Below are 24,386 nucleotides of genomic sequence, written 5' to 3'. Positions count from 1 at the left end.
AACATGAATACTATCTAGTCGACCATCCTTAAGTTCTCTGGCTATGAGCTGCGCATCAATCTTATCGGTCTTGGTAAAACGCTCTTTTCCCTTTCGGTGAATGTCTGCTGGATTAACTACTAATGAGCTCCATCCATAACTCTCAAAACTACGATGAGCATAATAACCACAGCAACCAGCTTCATAAGCAATAGTCACTTCATAGTCGGAAAAATGTTGCTCCACATAAACTTTTAATCCTTCTGGTTTTGGAGGCATCGTAAATGATTTCCCAGAAAATAAATCTGTGGCACAGTGTATTTTCCAACTTCGTTTGTGAATGTCGATGCCAATGTATAACTTTGGTTGAGCAGTTTGTTCAGTTTTCATATCTTAATCGTTTTAGTGAACTTTAAAGATACTGACTTACTGCTTTTTCATGGATGCTATAAAAAATGTGCTGGATAGTGCTAAAACTAAAAGTTAGTCATTTTTGTTAGGTCTGATTTTCCTCCGGAAAATCCTCGCAAACAAAATCGCACTTTCCATATACAAACCGATATACTCCATAAAAACACATAAAAAAGACCTTGAAAAAACAAGGTCTTTTGTCTAATTATCTAAATTTCTAAGAAGTCTATTTTTTTAAATAATCCAAAACATTGGCTTCAATACGCGCTTGGATATTAGAAACATTGGCTTTAACAAAGGTTTCGCCAGTAATGTTTTCATAGAGCTCTATGTAACGGTTGCTTACAGTTTCAATATACGCATCACTCATAAAGGGTACGGTTTGTCCTTGTAATCCTTGAAACCCATTAGAGATAAGCCATTGGCGTACAAACTCTTTAGACAGTTGTTTTTGTGGCTCACCTTTTTCTTGGCGTTCTTTATAACCATTGGCATAAAAATAGCGTGACGAATCTGGGGTATGAATTTCATCAATTAAAACTATTTGCCCATCTTTAGTTTTACCAAATTCATATTTGGTATCTACTAAAATGAGTCCGCGTGCTGCTGCAATTTCGGTACCACGTTGAAACAGTTTACGGGTGTAATCTTCTAATACCACATAATCGGATTCAGAAACAATACCACGTTTTAAAATATCCTCTCGTGAGATATCCTCATCATGGTCACCTTGTTCTGCTTTGGTAGCCGGTGTAATGATGGGCTCTGGAAAAGCATCATTTTCTTTCATACCTTCTGGCATAGAGACACCACACAGCATACGCTTACCCGCTTTATATTCGCGTGCTGCATGCCCAGACATATAACCACGTATGACCATTTCTACTTTAAATGGTTCACATAAATGCCCTACGGCAACGTTAGGATCTGGGGTAGCCATGAGCCAATTAGGTACTAAATCTTGGGTGGCCGCCATCATTTTAGTAGCAATTTGGTTTAGTATTTGCCCTTTGTAAGGAATCCCTTTTGGCATTACTACATCAAAGGCCGATAACCTATCTGTGGCTATCATAACTAATTGCTCGTTATTGATATTATATACCTCTCTTACCTTTCCCTTGTAAACACTTTGTTGCCCAGGAAAATTAAAATTGGTGTCTATTATGGTATTACTCATGCCTTTAATTAACTATTTATTATTGACAAATGTCTAATTTCTTATTTCTGAATATGACTGATAAATGCCTACTGTATAATGTTTACTAAATTTACCCTCTGTTTTCAATATTATCGTAAGCCTCTATGATCTTTTTAACCAGTTTGTGACGAATCACATCTTTATCGTCTAAAAATATCATGCCAACGCCTTGTACATTTTTTAAAATAAGCATAGCTTCTTTAAGCCCTGAAATGGTTCTACGTGGTAAATCTATCTGTCCAGGATCTCCCGTTAACAGGAACTTAGCATTTTTACCCATACGTGTTAGAAACATTTTCATTTGAGCATGGGTGGTGTTTTGACCCTCATCTAAAATTACAAATGCATTATCTAAAGTACGCCCGCGCATAAATGCCAAGGGCGCAATTTGAATGGTACCATTCTCTAGGTAGTGCGCCAATTTTTCGGGGGCAATCATATCGCGCAACGCATCATACAATGGTTGCATGTAGGGGTCTAATTTTTCTTTTAAATCGCCCGGAAGAAAACCTAAGTTCTCCCCTGCTTCAACCGCCGGACGTGTTAAAATAATACGCTTAACTTCTTTATTTTTTAAGGCTTGTACCGCCAGTGCTACTCCCGTGTAGGTTTTACCTGTTCCTGCAGGGCCTATGGCAAAAACCATATCATTTCTACGAATACTTTCTACCAACTTACGCTGGTTGGCTGTTTGAGCCTTAATAGTTCTACCACCAACACCATGAACAATAACTTCGCCGCTTTGTTGAGACGTGTTATAATCTTCACTACTTACGCTTGTTAAAACCCGTTCAATGGTATTTTCATCAAGCTTATTATATTTTGCGTATTGGGCTAATAGCATGGTTAAGCGACGGTCAAATTCCTCTAGTAATTCTTCATCGCCAAAGGCTTTTATCTTATTACCTCTAGCTACTATTTTAAGTTTTGGAAAGTACTTTTTTAAAAGTTCAATGTTTACATTGTGGGCTCCAAAAAATTCTTTTGGAGAGATTTCTTCAAGTTCAAAAATTAATTCGTTCAAAGGCGTTCTATTATTTTAAATAACTTTTAAGATTAATTGTAAATACGGTTTTATTCTTTAGACATTATATTTATTCATTTAGCTTAATTCCATTTTCAAAATGAAAAAATTCCTGTACTTTTGAATTGTTCAAAAATACACAAATTGAACGACCTTAAGCTAAAAACATATCAACAATTTTGCCAATGGCAATCATAACATTAACGACAGATTTTGGTGAGAAAGACCACTTTGCCGGCGCTACAAAAGGCGCTATTTACAGTGAACTACCAGACGTTAAAATTGTTGATATCTCACATTCGGTATCTCCTTTTAATATTCCAGAGGCAGCTTACATTATTCAAAATGCTTACCGTATTTTCCCTAAAGGTACCATTCACATTATTGGTATAGATTCTGAAATTAACCAGGAAAACAAACATATTGCTATTAAATTAGACGACCATTACTTTATTTGTGCCAACAATGGTATTATGAGTATGATTTGTTCTGAAATTGCACCCGAAAAAATTGTAGAAATTAATATTCATGACAAAATTCAAACAAGTTTTCCGGTTTTAGATGTGTTTGTTAAAGTGGCTTGTCATATTGCTCGTGGTGGTACTTTAGAAGTGATAGGAAAAACTATTGATGCCATTAAACCAATAAAGAATATTGTGCCCTATGTTAATGATGATAAAACTCAAATTATTGGTAGCGTTATTTATATTGATAACTACGGAAATGTGGTAACCAACATTAAACGAAGCTTTTTTGAAACCATTCAAAAAGGGCGTGCTTTTGAGATTTCGGCACGAAATTATAAGTTTAAGAAAATTTATAATAAATACAGTGATATTGTAAACTTTGAAATTCCAGAAGATAGGCGCCATGATGAAGGTAAAGGCTTGGTAGTTTTTAATTCGGGTGATTTTTTAGAAATAGCTGTTTATAAAAGTAATACAGCAACTGTTGGTAGCGCTAGTAGTTTAATGGGAATGCGCATTATGGATACGGTAAGTGTTAATTTTATAAAGGAGGAAATATATGCTAGTTAGAATTGTGAAAATGGGGTTTCATGCGGAGCATGTTGATACCTTTCTGGAACATTTTAATGCACACAAAGACCAAATTAGGCATTTTGAAGGCTGTAAGTTTTTAGAACTTTACAGAGATAAGAATACCCCAACTATATTCTTTACGTATAGCTATTGGGAATCTGAAAATCATTTGGAACATTACAGGCAATCTAGCTTGTTTACATCTGTTTGGAATAAAACCAAAGTATTGTTCAGTATAAAACCCGAAGCTTGGAGTGTTGATAAATTAGAAAGTTTAACTTAAACCTTTTTACAAAAAACTTAAATGGTTAAGACAATACGAAATTTATATTATAAACTATCAGTAAAACAAAGATTTTGGATAAGAAAATTAGTTTACTACCCTACTGATCTATTTAGAGATAGAAGTACTTTAATCCCGCCAAAAGGCATGATTTATACAGGCAGTGGTGATTTTATAAAAATAGGTAATTCTTTTTTTAATTATTTTAAGGAACACGGAAATATTACACCAGAAAGTACTGTTTTAGATATTGGCTCTGGTATTGGAAGAATAGCTATCCCCTTCACCAAATTCTTAAATAAAAATGGCTCTTATGAAGGATTTGATGTGGTTAAAAAAGGTGTGAATTGGTGCAGTAAGAATATTTCTTCTAAATATCCTAACTTCTCTTTTAAATATATTTCTCTTAAAAATGATTTATATAATACTTCAGCAGAAAATAACGCTAGTAATTTTGTTTTTCCTTATGAAGCTAATGTTTTTGACTTTGCTTTTTTAATATCGGTTTTCACCCATATGTTACCCAATGACTTAGATAATTATTTAAACGAAATTATAAGGGTCTTAAAACCTAATAAAAAATGCATAGCAACTTTTTTTATTCTTGATGAAATATCGTCTAAACTCATGAATAATTCTGAAAAAAACTTTAAATATAATCATGGGCATTATTCGCTTATGAGTGAGAAGGTAAAAGAAGCCAACGTGGCATATAGCAAAGATTACTTAATAAGTTTAATAGAAAGCAAAGGGTTTGTTATTGAAAAACTTCATGAAGGAAATTGGTCTGGAAGAGATAAAACTGAAATTACATTTTCAACCCAAGACATCTTAATATTAAGAAAGAAATAGCTTGTTATAAGACAACTACATTGTTAAAATAAATTATAATCATAAAGTTAACAAACCAAATACTTTAGATTAAATGTTAGGTAGAATTCATATGTTTTTTGGCATTTTGATAGTGATTGTTTTTTTACTATCAGGGCAGTATATGGACAAAAAATTCAATCATTTAGAAAACATGGAATTAATGAACAGAGCTCTTTTTAGGGCTGGTCATTTGTATATTCTACTTTTCGGTTTGATAAATACTGCCCTAGGAGCTCACCTAAAACTATCTAAAACCAAATGGATTAACTTAACTCAAAAATTGGATTCATTAGTGATTTTTAGCGCTACTATTTTGGTTGTTTGTGGTTTCTTTGTAGAATTACCCACTAATGACATAGAAAGGCCTTTAACACGTTTTAGTTTGTATTTAATTCTCTTTGGGGTTTCTGTCCATGGTTTAATATCTTTGGTTTCTTGTAAAAAAAACCTAAACACCTAAACGATAATAATGCTAGCAATCTTAAAAAAAGAAATAAACGCGTTTTTTGCATCGCCCATCGGCTATTTGGTGATTGCTATTTTTTTAGTTTTAAACGGATTATTTTTATGGGTTTTTAAGGGAGAATTTAATATCCTTGATTACGGATTTGCAGACCTATCGTCTTTCTTTTTATTAGCTCCTTGGATTTTAATTTTCCTGATACCAGCCGTGACCATGCGTAGTTTTTCAGATGAAAAAAAACAAGGTACACTAGAATTACTTTTAACCAAACCTATAAGCCATTTTAAAATTGTTTTAGGTAAATATTTAGGCGCTCTTACCTTAATTATAGTGGCACTTTTACCAACATTACTCTACGTATTTACGATATATCAGTTAGGAAACCCTGTTGGTAATTTGGATATGGGAAGCACCTTGGGTTCCTACTTTGGCTTGCTGTTTTTAGTGGCTTCTTATACCGCTATTGGCATTTTTGGCTCTTCGCTTTCAGATAATCAAATTGTAGCGTTTATTATATCTGTCTTTTTGTGCTTTATATTTTATATTGGTTTTGAAGGTATGGCAGATTTTACCTCTAGCAATATAGTAGAGCAATTGGGTATGAGCTACCATTTTAAAAGTATAAGCAGAGGTGTTATTGATACTAGAGATATTATTTACTTTGTAAGTGTAACAGTGTTTTTTATGATGTTAACCAATCTAAATTTAAATAAACACTAAATGATTATAACGCCAGTATTTATTATATCAATTTTGTTGGTTTTTGTATTGGTTTGGTGGTTTGCTACTACCATAGACTCACGCAAATGGGTCTCGTTTTTAATTTCTGTAGTACTAACCCCCTTTTTATACTTTTATGTGGTATATGCTATTATGAATATTTTTAGTTCATATCACCATGAAAAGTACTTTGTATCAAAAGTTTGGAAAGAAAAACCAGCATTTAGATATGAAATGGTTGGTAATTTATTACAAGATAGCTTGTTAGTAAATAGAACTAAAGAAGATGTAAAAACACTTTTGGGTAAGAGTGAATGGTTTAGTTGGAATGATAGTATAAAAGCAAACTCAAAAGAGCAATGGAATTACAATTTAGGAGTTAAACCAGGTGCCTTTAATAATATGCAAGAATGCTTAGAAATTATTTTCAATGATGACCTAGTAAGCCAAATTAGAGAATATCAATTAAAACAAGTTTTTGAAAAAGAAGATTAAACATATAGCCATAACAGTAATTGTTTTAATTGCAATAAATGTTATTGGAAATACGCTTTTTAAGCGCTTTGATTTAACTGAAGATAAACGCTATACCTTAAGCGAATCTGCGGTTGCCATTATAAAAAACATAGATTCTCCAATTGTAATTGATGTATTTTTAGATGGTGATGATTTCCCCTCAGAGTTCAGGAGGCTACAAACAGAAACTAAACAATTATTAGAAGAGTTTTCAAATATTAATGATAATATCGTTTTCAATTTTATCAACCCGTTAGAAAACGAAACTACCCGAGAACAGAATATTAATCAACTGATTAATAGAGGATTAGCGCCTATGCAACTCAGTGTTTCTGAAAGTGGCAAATCATCAAAAGCTATTATTTTTCCATGGGCTTTGGCCAGCTTTAACGAACAAACGGTAACCATTCCGCTTATAAAAAACAAAATTGGAGCATCACAGCAAGAATTAGTCTCTAATTCAGTGCAGCATTTAGAATATGCTTTTGCTGATGGTTTTAATAAACTTACTAAACCTAAACAAAGAAAGATAGCCATATTAAAAGGCAACCAGCAATTAGATGATATCTATATTGCAGACTTTGTAAAAAAACTAGGAGAATATTACTTCATAGCTCCCTTTACTCTAGATAGTGTAACTACTAACGCCCAAAAAACATTAAATGATTTAAAAGCATTTGATTTAATCATTTCTGCAAAACCTACACAGGCATTTAGTGAAAGAGAAAAATTAGTATTAGATCAATTTACCATGAATGGTGGTAAAAGCTTGTGGTTGCTAGACGCAGTATCAATTGAAAAAGACAGTCTGTACAACAACGCTGGAAAAAACTATGCTGTTTCTAGAGATTTAAATTTAACCGATTTTTTCTTTAAATATGGTGTTAGAATTAACCCTAGTATTGTGGCAGACCTCTACTCTGCCCCCATTATGCTGGCTACTGGTAAAGATAACGACACACGGTTAATGCGTTTAAGATGGCCTTACTCGCCCTTGGCCAAAGGAAACACCAATCATCCTATAACCAACAATTTAAACCTTGTAAAGTTTGATTTTGCTAACCCAATAGACACGCTAAAAAATTCAATAGAAAAAACGGTTCTTCTAAAAAGTTCTGAATTGTCAAAACTAGAGGGTGTCCCTAGAGAAATTAGTTTGGAATTGGCAACCCAAGAACCAGAAACAGTATTATATAACAAAGGGAGTCAAATATTGGCGGTTTTATTAGAAGGTGAATTTAATTCGGCTTACAAAAACCTCATTAAACCCCTAAAGTTGGCAACTATTAAAGACCAAAGTTCTTTCACAAAAATGATTGTAATAGCCGACGGTGATGTTATAAAAAATAATGTAGATAGAAACGGCCCGACCAATTTAGCTTTTGACCGCAGCAGTAACCAAGAAGTAGGGAATAAAGAATTCTTGTTGAATGCCGTGAATTACTTACTTGACGATGATGGACTTATAAACATTCGTTCTAAAGAAATAGCAGTTGCCTTCTTAGACCAGCAAAAAATTGCAAATGAAAAAACCAAATGGCAACTTATAAATACCACATTACCACTGGTATTATTAACACTCTTTGGTTTTGTGTTTAATTTCATTAGAAAGAAAAAATATGCTTCTTAAATGTTAATAAGTTTGTTTCCAATATTTAGCGGTAAAGAATATATTTGTAGATAGCATTATTCAAAAATTAAAATCCAACATAAATTCATGAAGTTTATTGTATCGAGTACGTATTTATTAAAACAACTACAGGTTTTAGGTGGTGTTATTAATAACTCAAACACCTTACCTATTTTAGATAATTTTTTATTCGAATTAGACAATAATACGCTTACCGTATCTGCCAGTGATTTAGAAACCACTATGTCTTCTACGCTTGATGTAGAAAGTGATAGCAATGGAAGTGTTGCTATTCCTGCACGTTTATTACTTGATACATTAAAAACGTTTCCAGAACAACCTCTAACCTTTGTTGTTGAAGAAAATAATACTGTTGAGATAAGCTCTAATCATGGTAAATATGCTCTGGCTTATGCTGAAGGCAATGAATTTCCTAAAGCAGTTGCGCTTGAAGATCCTAGTAAAACAGTAGTTATGGGAGATGTATTAGCAACCGCCATAAGTAAAACAATTTTTGCGGCTGGAAATGATGATTTACGCCCAGTAATGAGTGGTGTGTTTTTCCAGTTCTCACAACAAGGATTGACCTTTGTATCTACAGATGCTCACAAATTGGTAAAATATACTCGTGAAGATATTAAAGCCAATGAGGTAGCAGAATTTATTATGCCTAAAAAACCTTTAAACTTGCTAAAGGGTATTTTAGCTGCTAGTGAAGATGAAGTAAGTATTGAGTACAACGAATCTAATGCAAAATTTACTTTTGAAAATTCTGTATTGATTTGTAGATTGATTGATGGAAAATACCCAAATTACGAAGCGGTGATTCCTAAAGAAAATCCTAACAAGCTAGTGATAGACAGAACGCAGTTCTTAAACTCTGTAAAACGTGTTAGTATATTCTCTAACAAGACCACCCATCAAATTAGATTAAAAATTGCAGGTGCCGAACTCAATATTTCTGCTGAAGATATTGATTATAGTAACAAAGCAGAGGAACGCTTAACATGTGATTATCAAGGTGATGATATGCAAATTGGTTTTAACTCTCGTTTCCTTACAGAGATGCTAAACAACCTAAGTTCAGATGAAGTACAATTAGAAATGAGTATGCCTAATAGAGCTGGTATTTTAACGCCAATTGATGGTTTAGACGACGGTGAACATGTAACCATGCTTGTAATGCCGGTGATGTTAAATTCATAAACAAAAAGAATCATTTAAAATGATAAACGCTCACCAATTGGTGAGCGTTTTCTTTATATTTAAATAAACTAACTAATAAAATTGAAAGTTAAAGGATATTTAGGTGTTTCTCCGTTATTAGCTTTAATAGCATTAACAATTGGAAAAATAAAGGAAAAGATCCCTAGAACTATAAAGCCTAAAATACCTAGACCAAAAAATAATATACCCGGGATGCAAATTAAAAAATAAATGATTAAACTTAACTGAAAGTTTATAATATTCTTACCGTGCTCATCCATTTTATACACTTTTTCTTTTTGGGTTGCCCATAAAATTAAAGGCACTATCAAACTACCAAACCCAGTGATAAAAATAATAAGCTGGCTCAAGTGGGTTAAAACGATTAATTGATTGTCTTTGCGCATCATTATATTAAATGTTTTTGATTGATTACTTGTTGGACGCAATTTAGACAAGAATGTTACAATTGAACTTTTAAATATATATGAAATAGTTTCATTACTAAAATTGCGAGATAAATTAATATCTTTAACATGATATTAGTTGTTTATGCCTGAGCCAACCCTTAATGTTTTAATTGAATTTTTATCTGAAATCCCTTTTTTATCAGAGGTATCTTCTAAATCATTATACAATTTATGCAAAGAATCTGAACAAGCTTCTTTCATCAAAAACGAAGTGATTGTCCATAAAAATGAGGTAGGAAATTCTATGTTTGCTATTATTAATGGAAAGGTAAAAGTTCATGATAAAAGTCACATTTACGGAACGCTCTCAAATGGTGATTGTTTTGGTGAATATGCCCTCATTGATAACGAAACCCGTTCTGCCTCTGTTACGGCCTTAGAAAAAACCAAAGTCCTAATCATTAAACGAGAGCAATTTCTTGACTTAATGGCTAGTGATAGTGGTTTTGCTCAAGGTATTTTGGCGGTTATGATAAAACGCCATAGAGAATTAGATACCATACAAGAACGATTGGCAACCTCAAAACAGGATATGGAGATAGCCAATAATAAAATGAGTAGTCTCATTAATGGTGCTATGGATGCTATCATAATGTTTAACAGTAATTTTAAAATTGTACTTACCAATCCGTCTGCCAACCACCTCCTAGAAAATGAAGATGTATTACAGCGAAACATACTCTTCTTCTTTGATGATAACAGTGCAAATTTAATTGAAGGTATTGTTAAGTCTGGGTTAGAAAATAATACTAACACTAATAAGTACCTGCCAAAAATTGTAAAGGTTATAGGCTCCAATGAAACCGAAACTTTAAATGAAGGCACTATTAGTAAATATGGCATCGGCTCTAAAACCTTTTTCACACTCATTCTTCGTAACATTGAAGAACGGCTTATTGCTGAAGACAAGATAAATTTACTTACTAAACAAACACAATATTTAGAAGAGGAAATAAAAGAACTTACCAGTAGCTATGGCATTATTGCCGAAAATACAGCTATGAAACAAGTACTCAATCTAATACAGCAAGTAGCCAAAACAGATGCAACTGTTTTAATTCATGGAGAAACTGGAACTGGAAAAGAATTAATTGCTCGTGCTATACACAAAGAAAGTGATAGAAATCACAAACCTTTAATCCGCATTAATTGTGGAGCTATTCCTAATAATTTAATTGAAAGTGAATTGTTTGGTCATAAAAAAGGAGCGTTTACGGGAGCCACTGCAGACCGAAAAGGACGCTTTTTATTAGCAGACCAAGGCACTATTTTTTTAGATGAAATTGGCGAAATGCCGTTAGAATTACAACCCAAACTCCTTCGTGTCATTCAAGAAGGAGAATTTGACCCCGTTGGAAGCTCAGAAACAGTAAAGGTAGATGTCAGAATTATAGCTGCTTCTCACAGAAATCTTTTAGAGTTCTCAAAAGAAGGAAAATTTAGAGAAGACTTATTCTATCGCCTTAATGTGTTCCCTATTGAAGTACCTCCTCTTCGAGACAGGGGTAGTGACCTACTACTAATAGCTAATGAAATGCTAGAGCAATTCTCAAAAAAACTCAATAAACCTATTACTAATTTAACTGAAGGAGACAAAAATCTATTATCGGCTTATCACTGGCCCGGAAATGTACGTGAACTTCAAAATTTAATAGAACGTGCTGTTATTGTCTCAGAAAATGGTGCCATTAATTGGCATGCCATTATTCCAAATGTTTCAATATCTTTAGAAACCCAGGTTCAAAATAATACACAACGTATTTTAACTATTAATGAACTGAACTTATTTGAAAAAGAAAACATTTTAAAAGCTTTAAGGCTAACTAAATGGAAGATTTCTGGCAAAAATGGTGCTGCCGAATTACTGCAAATGCCACCAACCACTTTAGCATCAAGAATAAAATCCCTAGGGATAGAACGCCCTATTTAGTTTCACGATATTTCGTGATTACATTAACGATATTTCGCTACTTAACGATTTTTCGCTAAACGAATCATACTCAATATTTAACACAAAATTCTGATTATCAATTCATTAAAATGTTTGGCATGCAAATAGCTTTAAACAAGTCAAATATTTAAAATCAATTATTAATCAAATTAAATTTTAGAAAACATGATTACAACAGCAAATGTAAAAAACGGCGTAAACGTAGATCAATTAGTAGAAACTATCGGTCACATTCAAGAGCAACCAGAATTAGCAAAATTTGAATTTAGAGCTAAAAACAATTGGATTGATGGCGGACACTGTGTATCCAGCGTTAAAGAATTCTACGGAGCAGGTCAAGAAGACACTACTCGTCAAGAAACCTTCACAATGGAATGTAGCCACCCGCAAGTTTTATTAGGAAAAGACGAAGCTGCCACACCACCAGAAGTTGTGTTGCATGCTTTAAGTTCTTGCTTAACTGGAGCTATGGTTTATCACGCAGCCGCTAATGGTATTGATATTGAAGGTGCAGAATCTACTATTAAAGGAACTGCAGATTTACATGGTTTCTTAGGATTAGATCCAGAAGTAAGAACTGGTTTTGATGGTATCACCATGCAATTAAGGGTAAAATCTGATGCTTCTGCAGAACAACTCGAGAGATTAGCTAAATTTTCTCCTGTTTTTGATATGATTAGCAATCCAACACCTGTTAAGATTGAAATTATAAAGCAGTAATAAACACCAAAATAATGGCTGCTATGTTAATAGCAGCCATTTTTCTTCATCAATCTTATTTTTCAACACCAAAATATGAAAACTTCAACACAACAAATTTCCAATGCAAATCAAGCGGTAGCAAGAATTGCTTATAAAACCAATGAGGTTCTTCCCATTTACCCCATTACACCTGCCTCTGAAATGAGTGAATTAGTGGAGCAATGGTGTTCTGAAAACAAACCAAACTGCTTTGGTAATGTACCTTCAGTTTTTCAAATGCAAAGTGAAGCCGGGGTAGCCGGCACAATGCATGGAGCCCTACAAACAGGTTCATTATCAACCACTTTCACAGCATCACAAGGCTTATTGCTTATGCTCCCTAATATGTGTAAAATTGCAGGCGAATTGACCCCTAATGTAATTCACGTAGCCACCAGAAGTATAGCAACCCATGCCCTATCTATATTTGGAGACCATAGTGATGTTATGGCGGTTCGTCAATCGGGGTACGCTATGTTAGGAAGCGCATCGGTAAAGGAAGCCCAGGATTTTGCACTTATAGCCCAAGCTGCAACCTTAGAGTCACGTATACCTTTTATTCACTTTTTTGATGGCTTTAGAACTTCTCATGAAATTTCAAGTATTGAACTGCTTTCTGAAGAAACCATTCAGTTTATGATGGACAAAAAAGCTATAAAAAACCATAAATTAAATGCCTTAAACCCTAACAGTCCAGTAATTAGAGGCACCTCTCAGGGCCCTGATGTATTCTTTCAAAGTAGAGAAGCCATCAATCCACTTTATCAGATTTGTCCTGATATTGTTCAAAACAAAATGAACACATTCGCATCTTTAACCAATAGACAATACAACCTATTCGACTATACGGGTGCAAAAGATGCCGAACATATTATTGTATCTATGGCTTCTTCAACAGAAACGATTGAGCAAACCATTCAGCAACTTAATAAAAAAGGGAATAAGTACGGTTTGATTAAAGTTAGATTATTCAGGCCATTCAGCACTAAACATCTATTACAGGCTTTACCAAAATCAGTAAAATCTATTGCTGTTTTGGACAGAACTAAAGAAGCAGGCTCTAATGGAGAGCCTTTGTATTTAGACATTTTAAAATCAATTGCCGAAGCATATCAAAATCATCAACTAAAAAAATTTCCTAAAGTTTTAGGGGGTAGATACGGGCTATCTTCAAAAGAATTTACGCCCAGTATGGTGAATGCTATTTTCAAAAATTCAAAACAATACCAACCTAAAAACAATTTCACTATTGGTATCAATGATGATGTCTTAAATTTAAGTTTAAATGTTTCTGAACCACTACATATTACCAACAATAATTATCAAACCATATTTTATCAGAAAAAAAACATCAAGCAAACTAAAAGTTTCACAAACATATTAAAGCTTATTTCAAAAAAAGAAAACACGTTTATTCAAGGTTATATACAATGCGATTATAAAAAGTCTAACGCTTATAACGCAGCGCATTTACGCATTGACAACAATCTTATAAAAGCACCATATTTAATAGAACAAGCTAATTTTATTGGTTGCCAGCAAGCTAACTTCACTTTAAACAACAACACTTTAAAAAATCTAAAATCAGGCGGTACGCTACTGGTTAACTCTTCACTAACGTCAAAAGCATACTGGCAATCATTATCAGTAAATATCCAAAGAGAAATTAAAAGAAATCGCATCAATTTACTAATTGTAAATATGACTGATATTGAGAAACTAGAAATATTTAAAAATGAAAATATATCTGAATTACATGCTTGCTTTCTAGCTTTAAAAAAAGATTTGATTTATTCTGAATCCATTAATGATTTAAACGACTTCATTTACAAGGTCGACACTACTAATATCAAAATAAGAGAAACTATTTTGAATCGTTTTGATGAATCTTTTGACCGTTCTCTTTTAGGCAAATTATTAAATAACAAAGGAAATGACATTCCAGTAAGCCAATTTCCTATAGATGGTACTTTTGAAAGTGACACCTCAAAATTCAATTTGGTTCAAAATTCAAAATTTATTCCAAAATGGGACACAGATACTTGTACCCAATGTGGTGCTTGTAGTATGGCATGTCCGCAAGCTGCTTTAAGAATTAAAGTTTTTAGTATTGATCATTTAAATAATGCTCCCAAAACTTTAAATCATATAGTTTCTCAAGATTTCGATTTAATGAATTATACCATTCAAATTAATCCAGACCAGTGTAATGGTTGCAATAACTGTGTGGATGCCTGTCCTGTAAAAGCACTAAAACTTGAAAAAAGTGAAAACGTTTACAAAGAACAAAAAAATAACTGGGAATATTTTAAGACTATTCCTGAATTTGATAGGAGTTTAATAGACACATCAAAAGTGAGCCAACAACAGTTACAAGAACCTTTATTCAAGTACTCAAACGGTGTTAAAGGTTGTGGTGAGGCACCCTATTTGAAACTTATATCGCAATTATTTGGAGAAAGATTATTAGTTGCAAATGCAACGGGCTCAAGTTCTATTTTTGGCGGTGCTTTACCAACAACACCTTGGTCTAAAAACAACAAAGGTCAAGGTCCTGCATGGTCTAACTCATTATTTGAAGATAATGCCGAATTTGGTCTAGGTTTTAGATTATCCATAAAACAAAAAGAACAACAAGCTAAACAACTCTTAGAAGAGTTATCATTTCAAGCAGGTTTTGAATTATCTTTCGATATCCTGAACAACCCTCAAAACACAGAGCAACAAATCAATCAACAAAAACAAAAAGTTGCTAATCTCAACACAATACTACAAAAGCTAAATACACCTAAAGCCAAAGATTTACTTTTGATTAGTGACGTCTTTATTAAAAAAAGTATTTGGATTGTTGGGGGCGATGGATGGGCTTACGATATTGGATTTGGGGGTATTGATCATGTGTTAGCATCAGGTGAAAACGTGAATATCCTAGTTTTGGACAATGAGGTTTATGATAACACTGGAGGACAAGCATCAAAAGCAACACCTTATGGTGCACAAGCAAAATTTGCCTTCAACGGAAAACAAAAACAGAAGAAAGATTTAGGCTTGTTAGCTATGAACTATGATAACATTTATGTAGCGTCTGTAGCTATAGGCGCAGACCAAGACCAAACCTTAAAAGCCTTTAATGAAGCTGAAAGTTTTGATGGACCTTCTGTAATCATTGCCTATTGCCACAGTGAATCCCATGGTATTGATATAAAAAGTCCAAGCCAATATCATAAAGCAGCTGTAAACTCTGGTCAATGGCTATTGTATAGAAATGACCCAAGACGGTCAGAATACAGGCAAAACACGTTTAAGCTAGATTCTAAGGTTCCTTCAATAAAAATTAAAGACTACCTAAAAAAGGAACAGCGTTTTTCAAAACTATTAAACTCTAACCTTGCGGACTTTCAAATTTTGATGAGGCAGATTCAAAAACATATAGATAATAGGTTTAATAAATATTTAGCAGTTTCTTCATCAAATCTCAGTAATAGAACAAAGCTTGTTCAAAATAAAAAATTTCAAATGATTTTGGGACATAAATCATAAAAAACAGAGTACGAAAGTATTAAAAATCTAATATTCTTTAGATGATTAAAAATGTGGTTATGGCTGTAACTTTTTAATCTGTATCTAATTACAAAAAAAAAGTCTTATTGAAAACATTTTACTTTTAATTATTAATCAAAAATGTTTTTAGTAACTTTAATACTCCAATCAATGCAAAATGCCAGAAGTAAAAGCTTCAATTATAACTTACACGGGAATCAACCAACAAGTTGAACATCATGATCTTGATGCTTCACTTTTGGAATGTTCTATAATGAACCAAATTCCACACATTCATGAATGTGGAGGTAATGGTTTGTGTACAACTTGCCGTATTAGAGTGATGGACGGACATAGTAATTTAAATCCTCGCACCTTAAAAGAACAAGAAGTTGCTAGGGTACGTAAATGGGATCCTTCCATTCGTTTAGCTTGTCAATGCTATACCAAAGGTAATGTAAGTATTCAACGTTTGGTTTGGACCAATTCTGAGGTTAACAGATTACAACTTGAAACCATTCCTGAGGGTGTGGCCGAAGAACGTCCTATAGCCATTTTATTCTGTGATATTAGAGGGTTTACAAAACTAGCTTCTGAAAATAGCTCTTTTGATGTGGCTCACATTTTAAACAGGTTTTACACGGTTTTGGGAGATCCTATCCTAATAAATAACGGTGTTATTTATCAATACGTAGGTGATGAAATTATTGGCTTATTTGGTGTCTCTGGTGGCTTGAAAAGTAAAAACTGCAAAGATGCTATAAGAGCTGCATTGGGCATGCAATATGCTATTGAACGCCTTAATCATATTGAACTGGTTGATTTTAATGTTAATCTAAAATTGGGAATAGGTATTAATTTTGGCAGAGCTTACATAGGTCATTTAGGTCATCCAAAGCACAAACAATTTGCTGTTGTTGGAGACCCTGTAAACACAGCAAGCAGAATACAATCTTTCAACAAACAAGCGCAAACCTCTATTTTAATTTCAGATTCTGTTTTCAAAAGTGTTTCACCAAATACTTTAGATATAGGACGCTCATTTTCAAATCAAATGGCCGGGCATGACCATGACACGGTAATACATGAATTATTTGGCTTTAAGGAAATGGACGTTCAGTTAGAATTACAACAGTCTCTTGATCATTTACTGAGAAATGAAGATGCTTTTGCTAGTAAGTTCTATGATAAAGTATTTACTAAAGCACCAGATGCTAAAGCCCTATTTAAAAATAATATGGCTTCTCAAGGAAGACTTCTAACCCACATGTTGGGTGGTATTGTTTATTCTATGAGTAGACCAGAACATCTTACTTTGGGGCTTAAACTCTTAGGGGAAAGTCATTCACGATACGGTGTTCAAGAAGGACATTATCCAGTTGTTTTAGAGTGTCTTATGGAAACTATAGAGGAAACATTAGGAAGCATGAGTAACCCACAACTTTTAAAGGCTTGGAAACAAGCCTTGGAAACTGTAACCTCAGAAATGAAACGCTTTGCCAAAGAAACTTAAACATATTATTTATTAAACTTAACATTAAATTTCACAAAGCTATTTTTTATCCATTTTATTAATCACTTCCCAATCCTCTGGTACTCCAGAAATAGTATACTCAGCAGATTTAGTCATAAAATAGTATGCTACGTCATCTTTTGGATTTTTATTGATTACCTTATCAAATAACGCTGAAGCTTTTGGAAACTCTTTGTTTAAAAAATGTTTCAAACCTTTATCAAAATCTTTAAGAGTCTTTAGTTTTAATTCTATCTGTTTCACCGAATCACCGTCAAAGCACTCATAAATTCCCATAGCATGCTGCTTTCCTTTTACCATTACCTTTCCTAAAAATCTAAAATTAAAATCTTCTTTATTTATAATAGTATCAATGCTTGCCTCACTTAAAATAATATTAGCACCATAGTGCTTGGTTACACCCTCCATACGAGATGCCGTATTAACTGTATCTGCAATTATGGCCGTATCGTTTCTATTGGGGTCACCAATGATACCCATTACCAACTTACCAGTGTGTAAGCCCATACCTACATGTATAATATCATAACCTTCTTTTTGTCTCCGTTCGTTATACTGTTGGATAACCTTTTGCATATCTATACACGCCATAAGTGCGTCTTGGGCTTGCTCGGGAAATAACGCCATGATACCATCTCCCAAATACTGATTTACAAATCCATTATTATTTTGAATTAAAGGCCCCATCCTTCCTACATAAGCATTGACAAATTTGAAATTCTGTTCTGGAGTCATAGATTCTGCCAAACTCGTATAATCTCTTACATCGGTAAATAAAACCGTTATTTCTTTTTCAATATAATCTCCTAACACAACATCAGTTATAGCCTCCCTTCCTACTGATCTTAAAAATTCATAGGGTACAAACTTACTTGTAGCCTTATGAATGCCATACAAGCTTAAATGCGTTTTAATTCTACTCAACAATTCGTTTTTTGAAAAAGGCTTTGTCAAGTAGTCATTAGCCCCTGCATTAAACCCTATTACCAGATCACTCACCCTATTTTTTGCAGTCAGTAATATAATTGGTAATTCACTGGTCAGGTAACGCCTCCTTATGATTTCACATACCTCATAGCCCGACATATTGGGCATCATAATATCCAATAAAACTAAATCAAATTTGTAACCCTCATCTAAAAGTTCTAATGCTTCTTTACCACTTCCTACTTCATGAACATTATATCCGGCTACTGAAAGGTGATTTTCTAAAACACGACGGTTAATAGGTTCATCATCAACAATTAAAATATTTGTATGATTTTTTAACTGAGGTATTTCTAATATAGATTCCTTTGAATTATGATTTGCCAAAGACTGAACTTGTAGACTTTCATCAGTTTGTTCAGAAAATGAATGGTCGCTTCGCTTATCTGGGCTTCTTGGAATTGTAAAACTAAATGTGGAACCTTCTCTGACTTTAGAATTTACTTCAATTTCGCCACCGTGTAATTCTACCAGCTGTTTGGTTACAGTTAAGCCTAATCCTGTACCTCCGTATTCACGTTCTGTTGAACCGTCAACTTGTTCAAAGGACTTAAATATTGCTTCAAACTTGTCTTCTGGAATCCCAATACCTGTATCTACTACATAAGTCTTTATAAACTCTCCATCAACCTTTGAGCTAATTTCAATTTTCCCTCTTTCAGTAAACTTAATAGCATTACCTATAATATTATATAGAATTTGCTGCAGCCTATTCTCATCTGCCCATACCAAAGGAATATCCTTAGGTATAGAATTCACCAACCTTACTGGTTTATCTTTCACAAATACCTCAGAAATTTTCAATGCCATACAAACAACAGAATACAAATCTACTGATTGTAAAGACAGGGTAATATCTTTATTCTTAAGTTTAGAAAAATCTAGGATATCGTTTACTAAATAAGATAATCGCTTACCACTATTTACAATCATGTCTAAATTTTCAATTGCTTTTTGAGACAATTGACCAGCTACACCATCCTTTAATGATTCAGATAACCCTATAATTCCATTTAAAGGTGTACGAAGTTCATGCGAAGTATTCGCTAAAAATTCATCTTTTAATTGATCTACTTGCTTTAATTTATTAACAATATTTCTTTCATTTTTTAGTTTAATACTTTTTTGTCTTGACTGCCAATAAACCCATCCTATTACCAACAACCCTATAGTACCAAATATTAGAAGGTTTATTTTATTTCTTTGTTTACTTAAGTCTTGAGCAAATTGTAATTCTTGTTTAGCCTGCTGTTTATTAAAGGCTATACTATCGGCAAGCTTTTGTTTGTCAAACTGATATTGCATTTCTTGCCGGGTAATTTCCTTAGTTTTCTCGTTGTTGAATAGTGAGTCTTTAGCTGTAATTGATTGTTTATAATATTGAAGCGATTTATTATAGTTACCTAGTTTTTCCCAAACTTTACTTAAACACTCACACGCTTCTTTTTCGGCAATTAAAACATTCATGTTGCGAGCTAATTCCAAACTTTTTTCACAATCTGATTTAGCTAAATAATATTTACTTGTATAAAAGTGGTTACCCCCACCCCGGTATAAATAATTGGATACTAAACCTTCGTTGTCTCCTATTTGTTCTTTAATTTTTATTGCTTTATTAAGATACTCCAAACCTTCTGTAAACCTGCCATGAATATTATAAAGCTGACCAATATTGCCATAGGCTCTAGATAGCGATCTTTGATCGTTAACTTCGTTAGAAAGCTCAGCACTGATTAATAAATTCTCTAAGGCTAGATCAAAATTCTTTAAGTTTGTATATACCAATCCAACATTATTGTATGCATGTGAGATTGAATATTTATTTCCAGATTTCTCTTTTAATTTTAAACTTAAATTATAATATTCAAGCGCTTTTTCTTGATTCTTCTGTCGTATATAAACATTACCCAAATTATTAGTAACTCTTGAGAGATTTAAAGTGTCATTTAAGCTCTCAGATAACTTATACCCTTGAAGTAAATAGTCTAAAGCCTTTGTAAAATCACCTAACTCATAATAAGTGATTCCAATATTATTATAAGTGGTTGCCATACCTTTCTCATCTGATAATTCAGTTAGCAACTCATGACTGGCAAAAAAAAATTTTAAGGATTCTGTAAACTGGCCTTTAGCCGCATAAGTATTACCAATAAATCTTAGAGAAGTTGCACGCCAGTTTGTGTTGTTTTTTTCTTCAGAAAATTTTAAAACCTTATTTCCAAAAACTCTTGCAGTATCAATATTTTTTCTAAAAAGTATCATGAAAGCATCTAAGCCTGCCTCAAAACGTATAGAATCTGTCTGTTTTTGATCTTCAAAAATAAATTTAAGACTATCTATTTTTTCTGTTTGCGAAATCAAAAAATTAACAAAGACTAAATAAAATAATATACAAAGTTTATATTTCATTAAGATATAGGAAACAATTGATTTTATTTCCTAAAGGTATAAAATAAACTTTTTGAACCGAAGGGGGTTAAGCGATTATGTATTAATTGTGGAACTCTCTACTACCAAGAAAGGCACATCAATACTGAAAGCGAAAGTTTCAAGAGCATGTCTTGTAAACAATCTATCTAAAAAGGAGTGCTTTTCACTAATCATAGATAACATATCTATATCATTATCAATAATATACTGATGCACAGTTTCAAACATATCTTTCTTATTAACATCAATAAAGTCATGAGTTGCTTCTGGGAAATAAGTGTTAAAAAAATCCATATTCTGTAATTGCTTTTGTGCCAAATGATGCTCATCGGCTACGTGCAAAATGTAAAGTTTAGAATTATTAAGAGCTAAAATATCTTTTAGTGTCTGTAACTCTTCAATAGAAAATAAATTTATGTGATTGGTTGTAAAAGCTATTTTCTTTAGTGTGGTATATCTACAACCATCAGGTACAGCCAAAACAGGCACATGACATCGTTGCATAACTCTTGCTGTATTACTACCAAACAGAACACGCTGTAAACCAGAAGCACCCTTAGTACCCATAATAATTAAATCTACTTGATGTTTGTCTGAAATCTGGTTTATAGAATCTATAAAATTGTCGTAATCAACTATGGAATGAAATTGATGTTTATCATTGTGCTGCTTTAGTTTAAGTCCAGATATAATATTTGTAATAGATTTTTTAGCGGCGTCTATTAATGTAGAATAGATTGTGGTAGATGAAGAAACCGACATCATATCATCAGAAATAAATGAGGATGCTTTTTGAACATTGAGAATATAAAAATCACATACCTCATTTTTAAGCAACTTGGTAGCGTATTTAATAGCGTTTATGGAATTCTTTGAAAAATCTGTAGGTAATAGTATAGTTTTCATTGCTACACAAATTTTGATGATACGTAAATATATATCTAGAATACAATAAAAACTATGACAATTATCAGTTGTACAATAGGTTACAGCGTGCCAAATAAAATTAGCAAAATAAGTCAAAGCATTGTATTTTCGGCACAATAAATGTTAAACCTAATGTTTTAACCTAAAAAGCCTTTTTTTATGACGCGTTTTCTTTTCCTAGTTATTATTTTTTGGTCATTTGCATGTACCGCCCAAAACACGGCCATAGCTCCAGGAGAAAAACTAGTATACACTGCATCTTATAACATGTCTGGGATACTTAATGATATTGCACAAGTAACCATGGAAACCAGTGATGTACAAACCTCTAAAGCTACACTTTTAAGATTAAAGTGTACCGCAGCAACCTATAGTAAATGGGATACCTTTTTTAAGATTAGAGACTTATATGAAAGCTATGTAAACCCAAAAACTTTGACACCTTATTTATACAAACGGAATATAAATGAAGGGAGCTATTTTAAGGCTATGAAATATACTTATAGCCATAAAACAAATACTATAAAGTCTGTTCAAACTAAAAAGAACAATCAGGTTCAAAACAAAGACTTTACGTTTAACTCTGGATCTAACGATATTGTTTCAACACTTTATAAATTGAGATTACTGGATTATGAAACCATGAGGGTTGGTCAACAAAAAACAATTAATGTTATTTTTGATAGAAAAGAAACCAAAGGGTATATAACCTACTTAGGAAAAGAAAACTTAAACACTGCTATTGGAACAAAAACATGTTACAAAATTTCAATTGGAAGCGACTCAAAAGCTTTAGAAGGTAGTAATTCAAATTTGCTATGGCTTACAGCAGATGCTAATAAAATTATAGTCTTTGGAAAATTTAAAATTCCAGTTGGTAATGGGGAGTTAAAAATTAAATCAGCCTCTGGATTAAAAAACTAAAAAAATGAAAAAACTATTTACTACACTAGCAATTATAGCTTCGCTTTTAGCAATAATATTCGCTATTTTGCCTATTTCCAATTTAGCTATAATTCCATCAATCTTGGCGCTTGTATTTGGTTTATTGGCTTTTTACTTTTCAAGAAAAACCGGACAAGTAAAAAAAATAATTCAATTTACTTTCTTATTAACCATTATGGCTTTGGCAATCACTACGTATAAAGCATTATTTATTAAAACCGAAGTAGCTGACACCCAGGAACTAAAAGCCACAGAATCGCAATCAAAAGAAGAAGCTTTAGAAGAACTAGAAGATTTAGAAATTGATGATATTGAAATTGATGCACCTGAACTAGAAGATATAGAACTATAAAGGTAAGTTTTTTCGCTATTATTTGTATCTTTGAGCAAAATAAAATTAGCACGCTTTATTAAAGTGCTAATACATCTGATTCAAAACACACAGATTACACACAGATGAAAATCATATGCATTCTCTCAATGCTAGCTCTTGTTGGTACTTGCGCTACACCAAAGTATACTACCAAAATTCAAAATTTAAAAGATAGTATTCAGCTTGTAGATAGTGTTGCTGTTATAAAATATGCTAGTACGATTACAGCTAGTGAACTAAAAACACATCTTTATACATTTTCTTCTGATAAATTTGAGGGCAGAAAAGCCGGTGAAAAAGGACATGTATTAGCTGCCAATTTTTTAAAGGCGTACTATCAAAATGAAAGCATTGAGTCTGCTTATGGTGGTAATAATTACTTTCAAACCATTCCAGCTGAGTTTCTATCAAATAAAGCCAAAGACACCGATAATGTATTAGCATTTATTGAAGGATCTGAAAAACCAGACGAGATTGTAGTGATATCGGCTCATTTAGACCATTTAGGAATTGAAGATGATGGTCAAATAAACTATGGTGCAGATGATGATGGGTCTGGTACAGTAGCCCTCATGGAAATGGCTCAAGCTTTCAAAATGGCAAAAAACGACGGTCATGGACCAAAAAGAAGCATCTTGTTCCTTCATTTTACAGCAGAAGAATTAGGTAAAAAAGGTTCTGAATATTACACTAATAATCCTGTTTTTCCCATTGAAAACACAGTGGCAAATCTTAATATAGATATGATTGGAAGGGTTGATGATTTACACAAAGAAAATAAAAATTATATCTATTTGATAGGCTCTGATAGGCTAAGCAAAGAATTACACTATATCTCTGAAAAAATTAACGACAAGTATTTCAGTATTAATTTAGACTATAAATACAACGTTAAAGGAGAAAGTAACCACTATTATTCAAGATCTGACCATTATAATTTTGCAAAAAAAGGAGTGCCAGTAATATTTTACTTTAATGGCGAACATGATGATTACCATAAACCTACAGATACTCCAGACAAAATTGACTATCCGTTGCTCCAAAAAAGAACACAACTTGTGTTTGCTACTGCTTGGCAAATAGCCAACCAAGAACAAAGGATAGCTTTAGATAAAGACAACGAATTGTTAAAATAAGTTGAATGG

Annotated in this window: 21 protein-coding genes; 15 read left to right on the top strand and 6 right to left on the bottom strand. The window is 32.9% G+C overall.

Translation table 11 applies throughout. The features are described from left to right. The 3 genes from E1J38_RS12635 to E1J38_RS12625 all read right to left on the bottom strand — a co-directional run. Nucleotides 1–369, bottom strand: a 369-nt coding sequence (locus E1J38_RS12635) for an IS110 family transposase (protein WP_145774431.1), incomplete at its 3' end; no start/stop codon positions are given. A gap of 247 nt (nt 370–616) precedes the next feature. Continuing rightward, nucleotides 617–1,567 carry a phosphoribosylaminoimidazolesuccinocarboxamide synthase gene (locus E1J38_RS12630; RefSeq protein ID WP_133357152.1) on the bottom strand — a complete coding sequence of 317 codons (951 nt, stop codon included), beginning with the start codon at nt 1,565–1,567 and terminating at the stop codon, nt 617–619. Between the two features lie 91 nt (nt 1,568–1,658). Then, the gene (locus E1J38_RS12625; protein ID WP_133357153.1) at nt 1,659–2,612 is read right to left on the bottom strand and encodes a PhoH family protein; all 954 of its coding nucleotides are present in this window, start codon (nt 2,610–2,612) and stop codon (nt 1,659–1,661) included. A 185-nt stretch (nt 2,613–2,797) separates the two neighbouring features. On the opposite strand from E1J38_RS12625, the gene E1J38_RS12620 reads away from it, so the two are divergent. The 8 genes from E1J38_RS12620 (at nt 2,798) to dnaN (ending at nt 9,343) form a co-directional block, all read left to right on the top strand. Next, nucleotides 2,798–3,649, top strand: coding sequence for an SAM hydrolase/SAM-dependent halogenase family protein (locus E1J38_RS12620; RefSeq protein WP_133357154.1), 852 nt, complete (start codon nt 2,798–2,800; stop codon nt 3,647–3,649). Next, nucleotides 3,639–3,935: a putative quinol monooxygenase gene (locus E1J38_RS12615; RefSeq protein ID WP_133357155.1), complete on the top strand. Its 297-nt coding sequence runs from the start codon at nt 3,639–3,641 to the stop codon at nt 3,933–3,935. The genes E1J38_RS12620 and E1J38_RS12615 overlap by 11 nt, the downstream gene beginning before the upstream one ends. Nucleotides 3,936–3,956: 21 nt before the next feature. Beyond that, the gene (locus E1J38_RS12610; protein ID WP_133357156.1) at nt 3,957–4,787 is read left to right on the top strand and encodes a class I SAM-dependent methyltransferase; all 831 of its coding nucleotides are present in this window, start codon (nt 3,957–3,959) and stop codon (nt 4,785–4,787) included. 142 nt (nt 4,788–4,929) lie between these two features. Further along, on the top strand, nt 4,930–5,268 hold the full coding sequence (locus E1J38_RS12605) for a hypothetical protein (protein ID WP_133357157.1): 339 nt from the start codon (nt 4,930–4,932) through the stop codon (nt 5,266–5,268). A gap of 9 nt (nt 5,269–5,277) precedes the next feature. Next, nucleotides 5,278–5,991, top strand: coding sequence for a gliding motility-associated ABC transporter permease subunit GldF (gene gldF / locus E1J38_RS12600; RefSeq protein WP_133357158.1), 714 nt, complete (start codon nt 5,278–5,280; stop codon nt 5,989–5,991). Then, the gene (locus E1J38_RS12595; RefSeq protein WP_133357159.1) at nt 5,992–6,486 is read left to right on the top strand and encodes a hypothetical protein; all 495 of its coding nucleotides are present in this window, start codon (nt 5,992–5,994) and stop codon (nt 6,484–6,486) included. Further along, nucleotides 6,470–8,137, top strand: coding sequence for a gliding motility-associated ABC transporter substrate-binding protein GldG (gene gldG, locus E1J38_RS12590; RefSeq protein WP_133357160.1), 1,668 nt, complete (start codon nt 6,470–6,472; stop codon nt 8,135–8,137). Before E1J38_RS12595 ends, gldG begins: the two co-directional genes overlap by 17 nt. Nucleotides 8,138–8,224: 87 nt before the next feature. Next, complete coding sequence (gene dnaN, locus E1J38_RS12585) at nt 8,225–9,343, top strand: DNA polymerase III subunit beta (RefSeq protein WP_133357161.1); 1,119 nt, start codon at nt 8,225–8,227, stop codon at nt 9,341–9,343. A 68-nt stretch (nt 9,344–9,411) separates the two neighbouring features. Here dnaN and E1J38_RS12580 read toward each other — a convergent pair whose 3' ends face one another. Beyond that, the gene (locus E1J38_RS12580; RefSeq protein ID WP_133357217.1) at nt 9,412–9,750 is read right to left on the bottom strand and encodes a DUF4870 domain-containing protein; all 339 of its coding nucleotides are present in this window, start codon (nt 9,748–9,750) and stop codon (nt 9,412–9,414) included. Between the two features lie 145 nt (nt 9,751–9,895). On the opposite strand from E1J38_RS12580, the gene E1J38_RS12575 reads away from it, so the two are divergent. The 4 genes from E1J38_RS12575 to E1J38_RS12560 all read left to right on the top strand — a co-directional run bounded on the left by E1J38_RS12575 (nt 9,896) and on the right by E1J38_RS12560 (nt 17,558). Next, nucleotides 9,896–11,743 (top strand): sigma 54-interacting transcriptional regulator, encoded by a 1,848-nt coding sequence (locus E1J38_RS12575; RefSeq protein WP_133357162.1) that lies wholly within the window; start codon nt 9,896–9,898, stop codon nt 11,741–11,743. Between the two features lie 186 nt (nt 11,744–11,929). Next, a complete protein-coding gene (locus E1J38_RS12570; protein ID WP_133357163.1) occupies nt 11,930–12,484 on the top strand; it encodes an OsmC family protein in 555 nt (184 codons plus the stop codon). Nucleotides 12,485–12,559: 75 nt separating this feature from the next. After that, entirely contained in the window at nt 12,560–16,045 is a 3,486-nt protein-coding gene (locus E1J38_RS12565) for a 4Fe-4S binding protein (protein WP_133357164.1), read from the top strand. A gap of 178 nt (nt 16,046–16,223) precedes the next feature. Continuing rightward, on the top strand, nt 16,224–17,558 hold the full coding sequence (locus E1J38_RS12560; RefSeq protein ID WP_133357165.1) for an adenylate/guanylate cyclase domain-containing protein: 1,335 nt from the start codon (nt 16,224–16,226) through the stop codon (nt 17,556–17,558). Between the two features lie 39 nt (nt 17,559–17,597). Here E1J38_RS12560 and E1J38_RS12555 read toward each other — a convergent pair whose 3' ends face one another. Together E1J38_RS12555 and E1J38_RS12550 are read right to left on the bottom strand one after the other, a co-directional pair. Then, nucleotides 17,598–20,927 carry a tetratricopeptide repeat protein gene (locus E1J38_RS12555; protein WP_186525866.1) on the bottom strand — a complete coding sequence of 1,110 codons (3,330 nt, stop codon included), beginning with the start codon at nt 20,925–20,927 and terminating at the stop codon, nt 17,598–17,600. A 123-nt stretch (nt 20,928–21,050) separates the two neighbouring features. After that, on the bottom strand, nt 21,051–21,902 hold the full coding sequence (locus E1J38_RS12550; protein ID WP_133357167.1) for a universal stress protein: 852 nt from the start codon (nt 21,900–21,902) through the stop codon (nt 21,051–21,053). A 180-nt stretch (nt 21,903–22,082) separates the two neighbouring features. Here E1J38_RS12550 and E1J38_RS12545 point away from each other — a divergent pair, with 180 nt between their 5' ends. The 3 genes from E1J38_RS12545 (at nt 22,083) to E1J38_RS12535 (ending at nt 24,377) form a co-directional block, all read left to right on the top strand. After that, nucleotides 22,083–22,847 (top strand): DUF3108 domain-containing protein, encoded by a 765-nt coding sequence (locus E1J38_RS12545; RefSeq protein WP_133357168.1) that lies wholly within the window; start codon nt 22,083–22,085, stop codon nt 22,845–22,847. Nucleotides 22,848–22,851: 4 nt separating this feature from the next. Further along, a complete protein-coding gene (locus tag E1J38_RS12540) occupies nt 22,852–23,220 on the top strand; it encodes an FUSC family protein (protein WP_133357169.1) in 369 nt (122 codons plus the stop codon). A gap of 104 nt (nt 23,221–23,324) precedes the next feature. After that, nucleotides 23,325–24,377 (top strand): M28 family metallopeptidase, encoded by a 1,053-nt coding sequence (locus E1J38_RS12535; protein WP_133357170.1) that lies wholly within the window; start codon nt 23,325–23,327, stop codon nt 24,375–24,377. The last annotated feature ends 9 nt before the right edge of the window (nt 24,378–24,386 follow it).

This window comes from Seonamhaeicola sediminis, from assembly GCF_004358095.2.
GTDB lineage: Bacteria > Bacteroidota > Bacteroidia > Flavobacteriales > Flavobacteriaceae > Seonamhaeicola > Seonamhaeicola sediminis.
The sequence above is the reverse complement of the archived record's forward strand: the minus strand, read 5'-3'. Positions and strand labels throughout refer to the sequence as shown.

Excerpts from the sequence above, each read along its gene's own strand:
- E1J38_RS12595 (WP_133357159.1), top strand. The coding sequence starts at position 5,992 with ATGATTATAACGCCAGTATTTATTATATCAATTTTGTTGGTTTTTGTA.
- E1J38_RS12545 (WP_133357168.1), top strand. The coding sequence starts at position 22,083 with ATGACGCGTTTTCTTTTCCTAGTTATTATTTTTTGGTCATTTGCATGT.
- E1J38_RS12615 (WP_133357155.1), top strand. The coding sequence starts at position 3,639 with ATGCTAGTTAGAATTGTGAAAATGGGGTTTCATGCGGAGCATGTTGAT.
- E1J38_RS12630 (WP_133357152.1), bottom strand. The coding sequence starts at position 1,567 with ATGAGTAATACCATAATAGACACCAATTTTAATTTTCCTGGGCAACAA.
- E1J38_RS12565 (WP_133357164.1), top strand. The coding sequence starts at position 12,560 with ATGAAAACTTCAACACAACAAATTTCCAATGCAAATCAAGCGGTAGCA.
- E1J38_RS12620 (WP_133357154.1), top strand. The coding sequence starts at position 2,798 with ATGGCAATCATAACATTAACGACAGATTTTGGTGAGAAAGACCACTTT.
- E1J38_RS12580 (WP_133357217.1), bottom strand. The coding sequence starts at position 9,750 with ATGCGCAAAGACAATCAATTAATCGTTTTAACCCACTTGAGCCAGCTT.
- E1J38_RS12570 (WP_133357163.1), top strand. The coding sequence starts at position 11,930 with ATGATTACAACAGCAAATGTAAAAAACGGCGTAAACGTAGATCAATTA.
- E1J38_RS12560 (WP_133357165.1), top strand. The coding sequence starts at position 16,224 with ATGCCAGAAGTAAAAGCTTCAATTATAACTTACACGGGAATCAACCAA.
- E1J38_RS12610 (WP_133357156.1), top strand. The coding sequence starts at position 3,957 with ATGGTTAAGACAATACGAAATTTATATTATAAACTATCAGTAAAACAA.
- E1J38_RS12605 (WP_133357157.1), top strand. The coding sequence starts at position 4,930 with ATGGACAAAAAATTCAATCATTTAGAAAACATGGAATTAATGAACAGA.
- E1J38_RS12575 (WP_133357162.1), top strand. The coding sequence starts at position 9,896 with ATGCCTGAGCCAACCCTTAATGTTTTAATTGAATTTTTATCTGAAATC.
- E1J38_RS12540 (WP_133357169.1), top strand. The coding sequence starts at position 22,852 with ATGAAAAAACTATTTACTACACTAGCAATTATAGCTTCGCTTTTAGCA.
- E1J38_RS12535 (WP_133357170.1), top strand. The coding sequence starts at position 23,325 with ATGAAAATCATATGCATTCTCTCAATGCTAGCTCTTGTTGGTACTTGC.
- gldF (WP_133357158.1), top strand. The coding sequence starts at position 5,278 with ATGCTAGCAATCTTAAAAAAAGAAATAAACGCGTTTTTTGCATCGCCC.
- E1J38_RS12550 (WP_133357167.1), bottom strand. The coding sequence starts at position 21,902 with ATGAAAACTATACTATTACCTACAGATTTTTCAAAGAATTCCATAAAC.
- dnaN (WP_133357161.1), top strand. The coding sequence starts at position 8,225 with ATGAAGTTTATTGTATCGAGTACGTATTTATTAAAACAACTACAGGTT.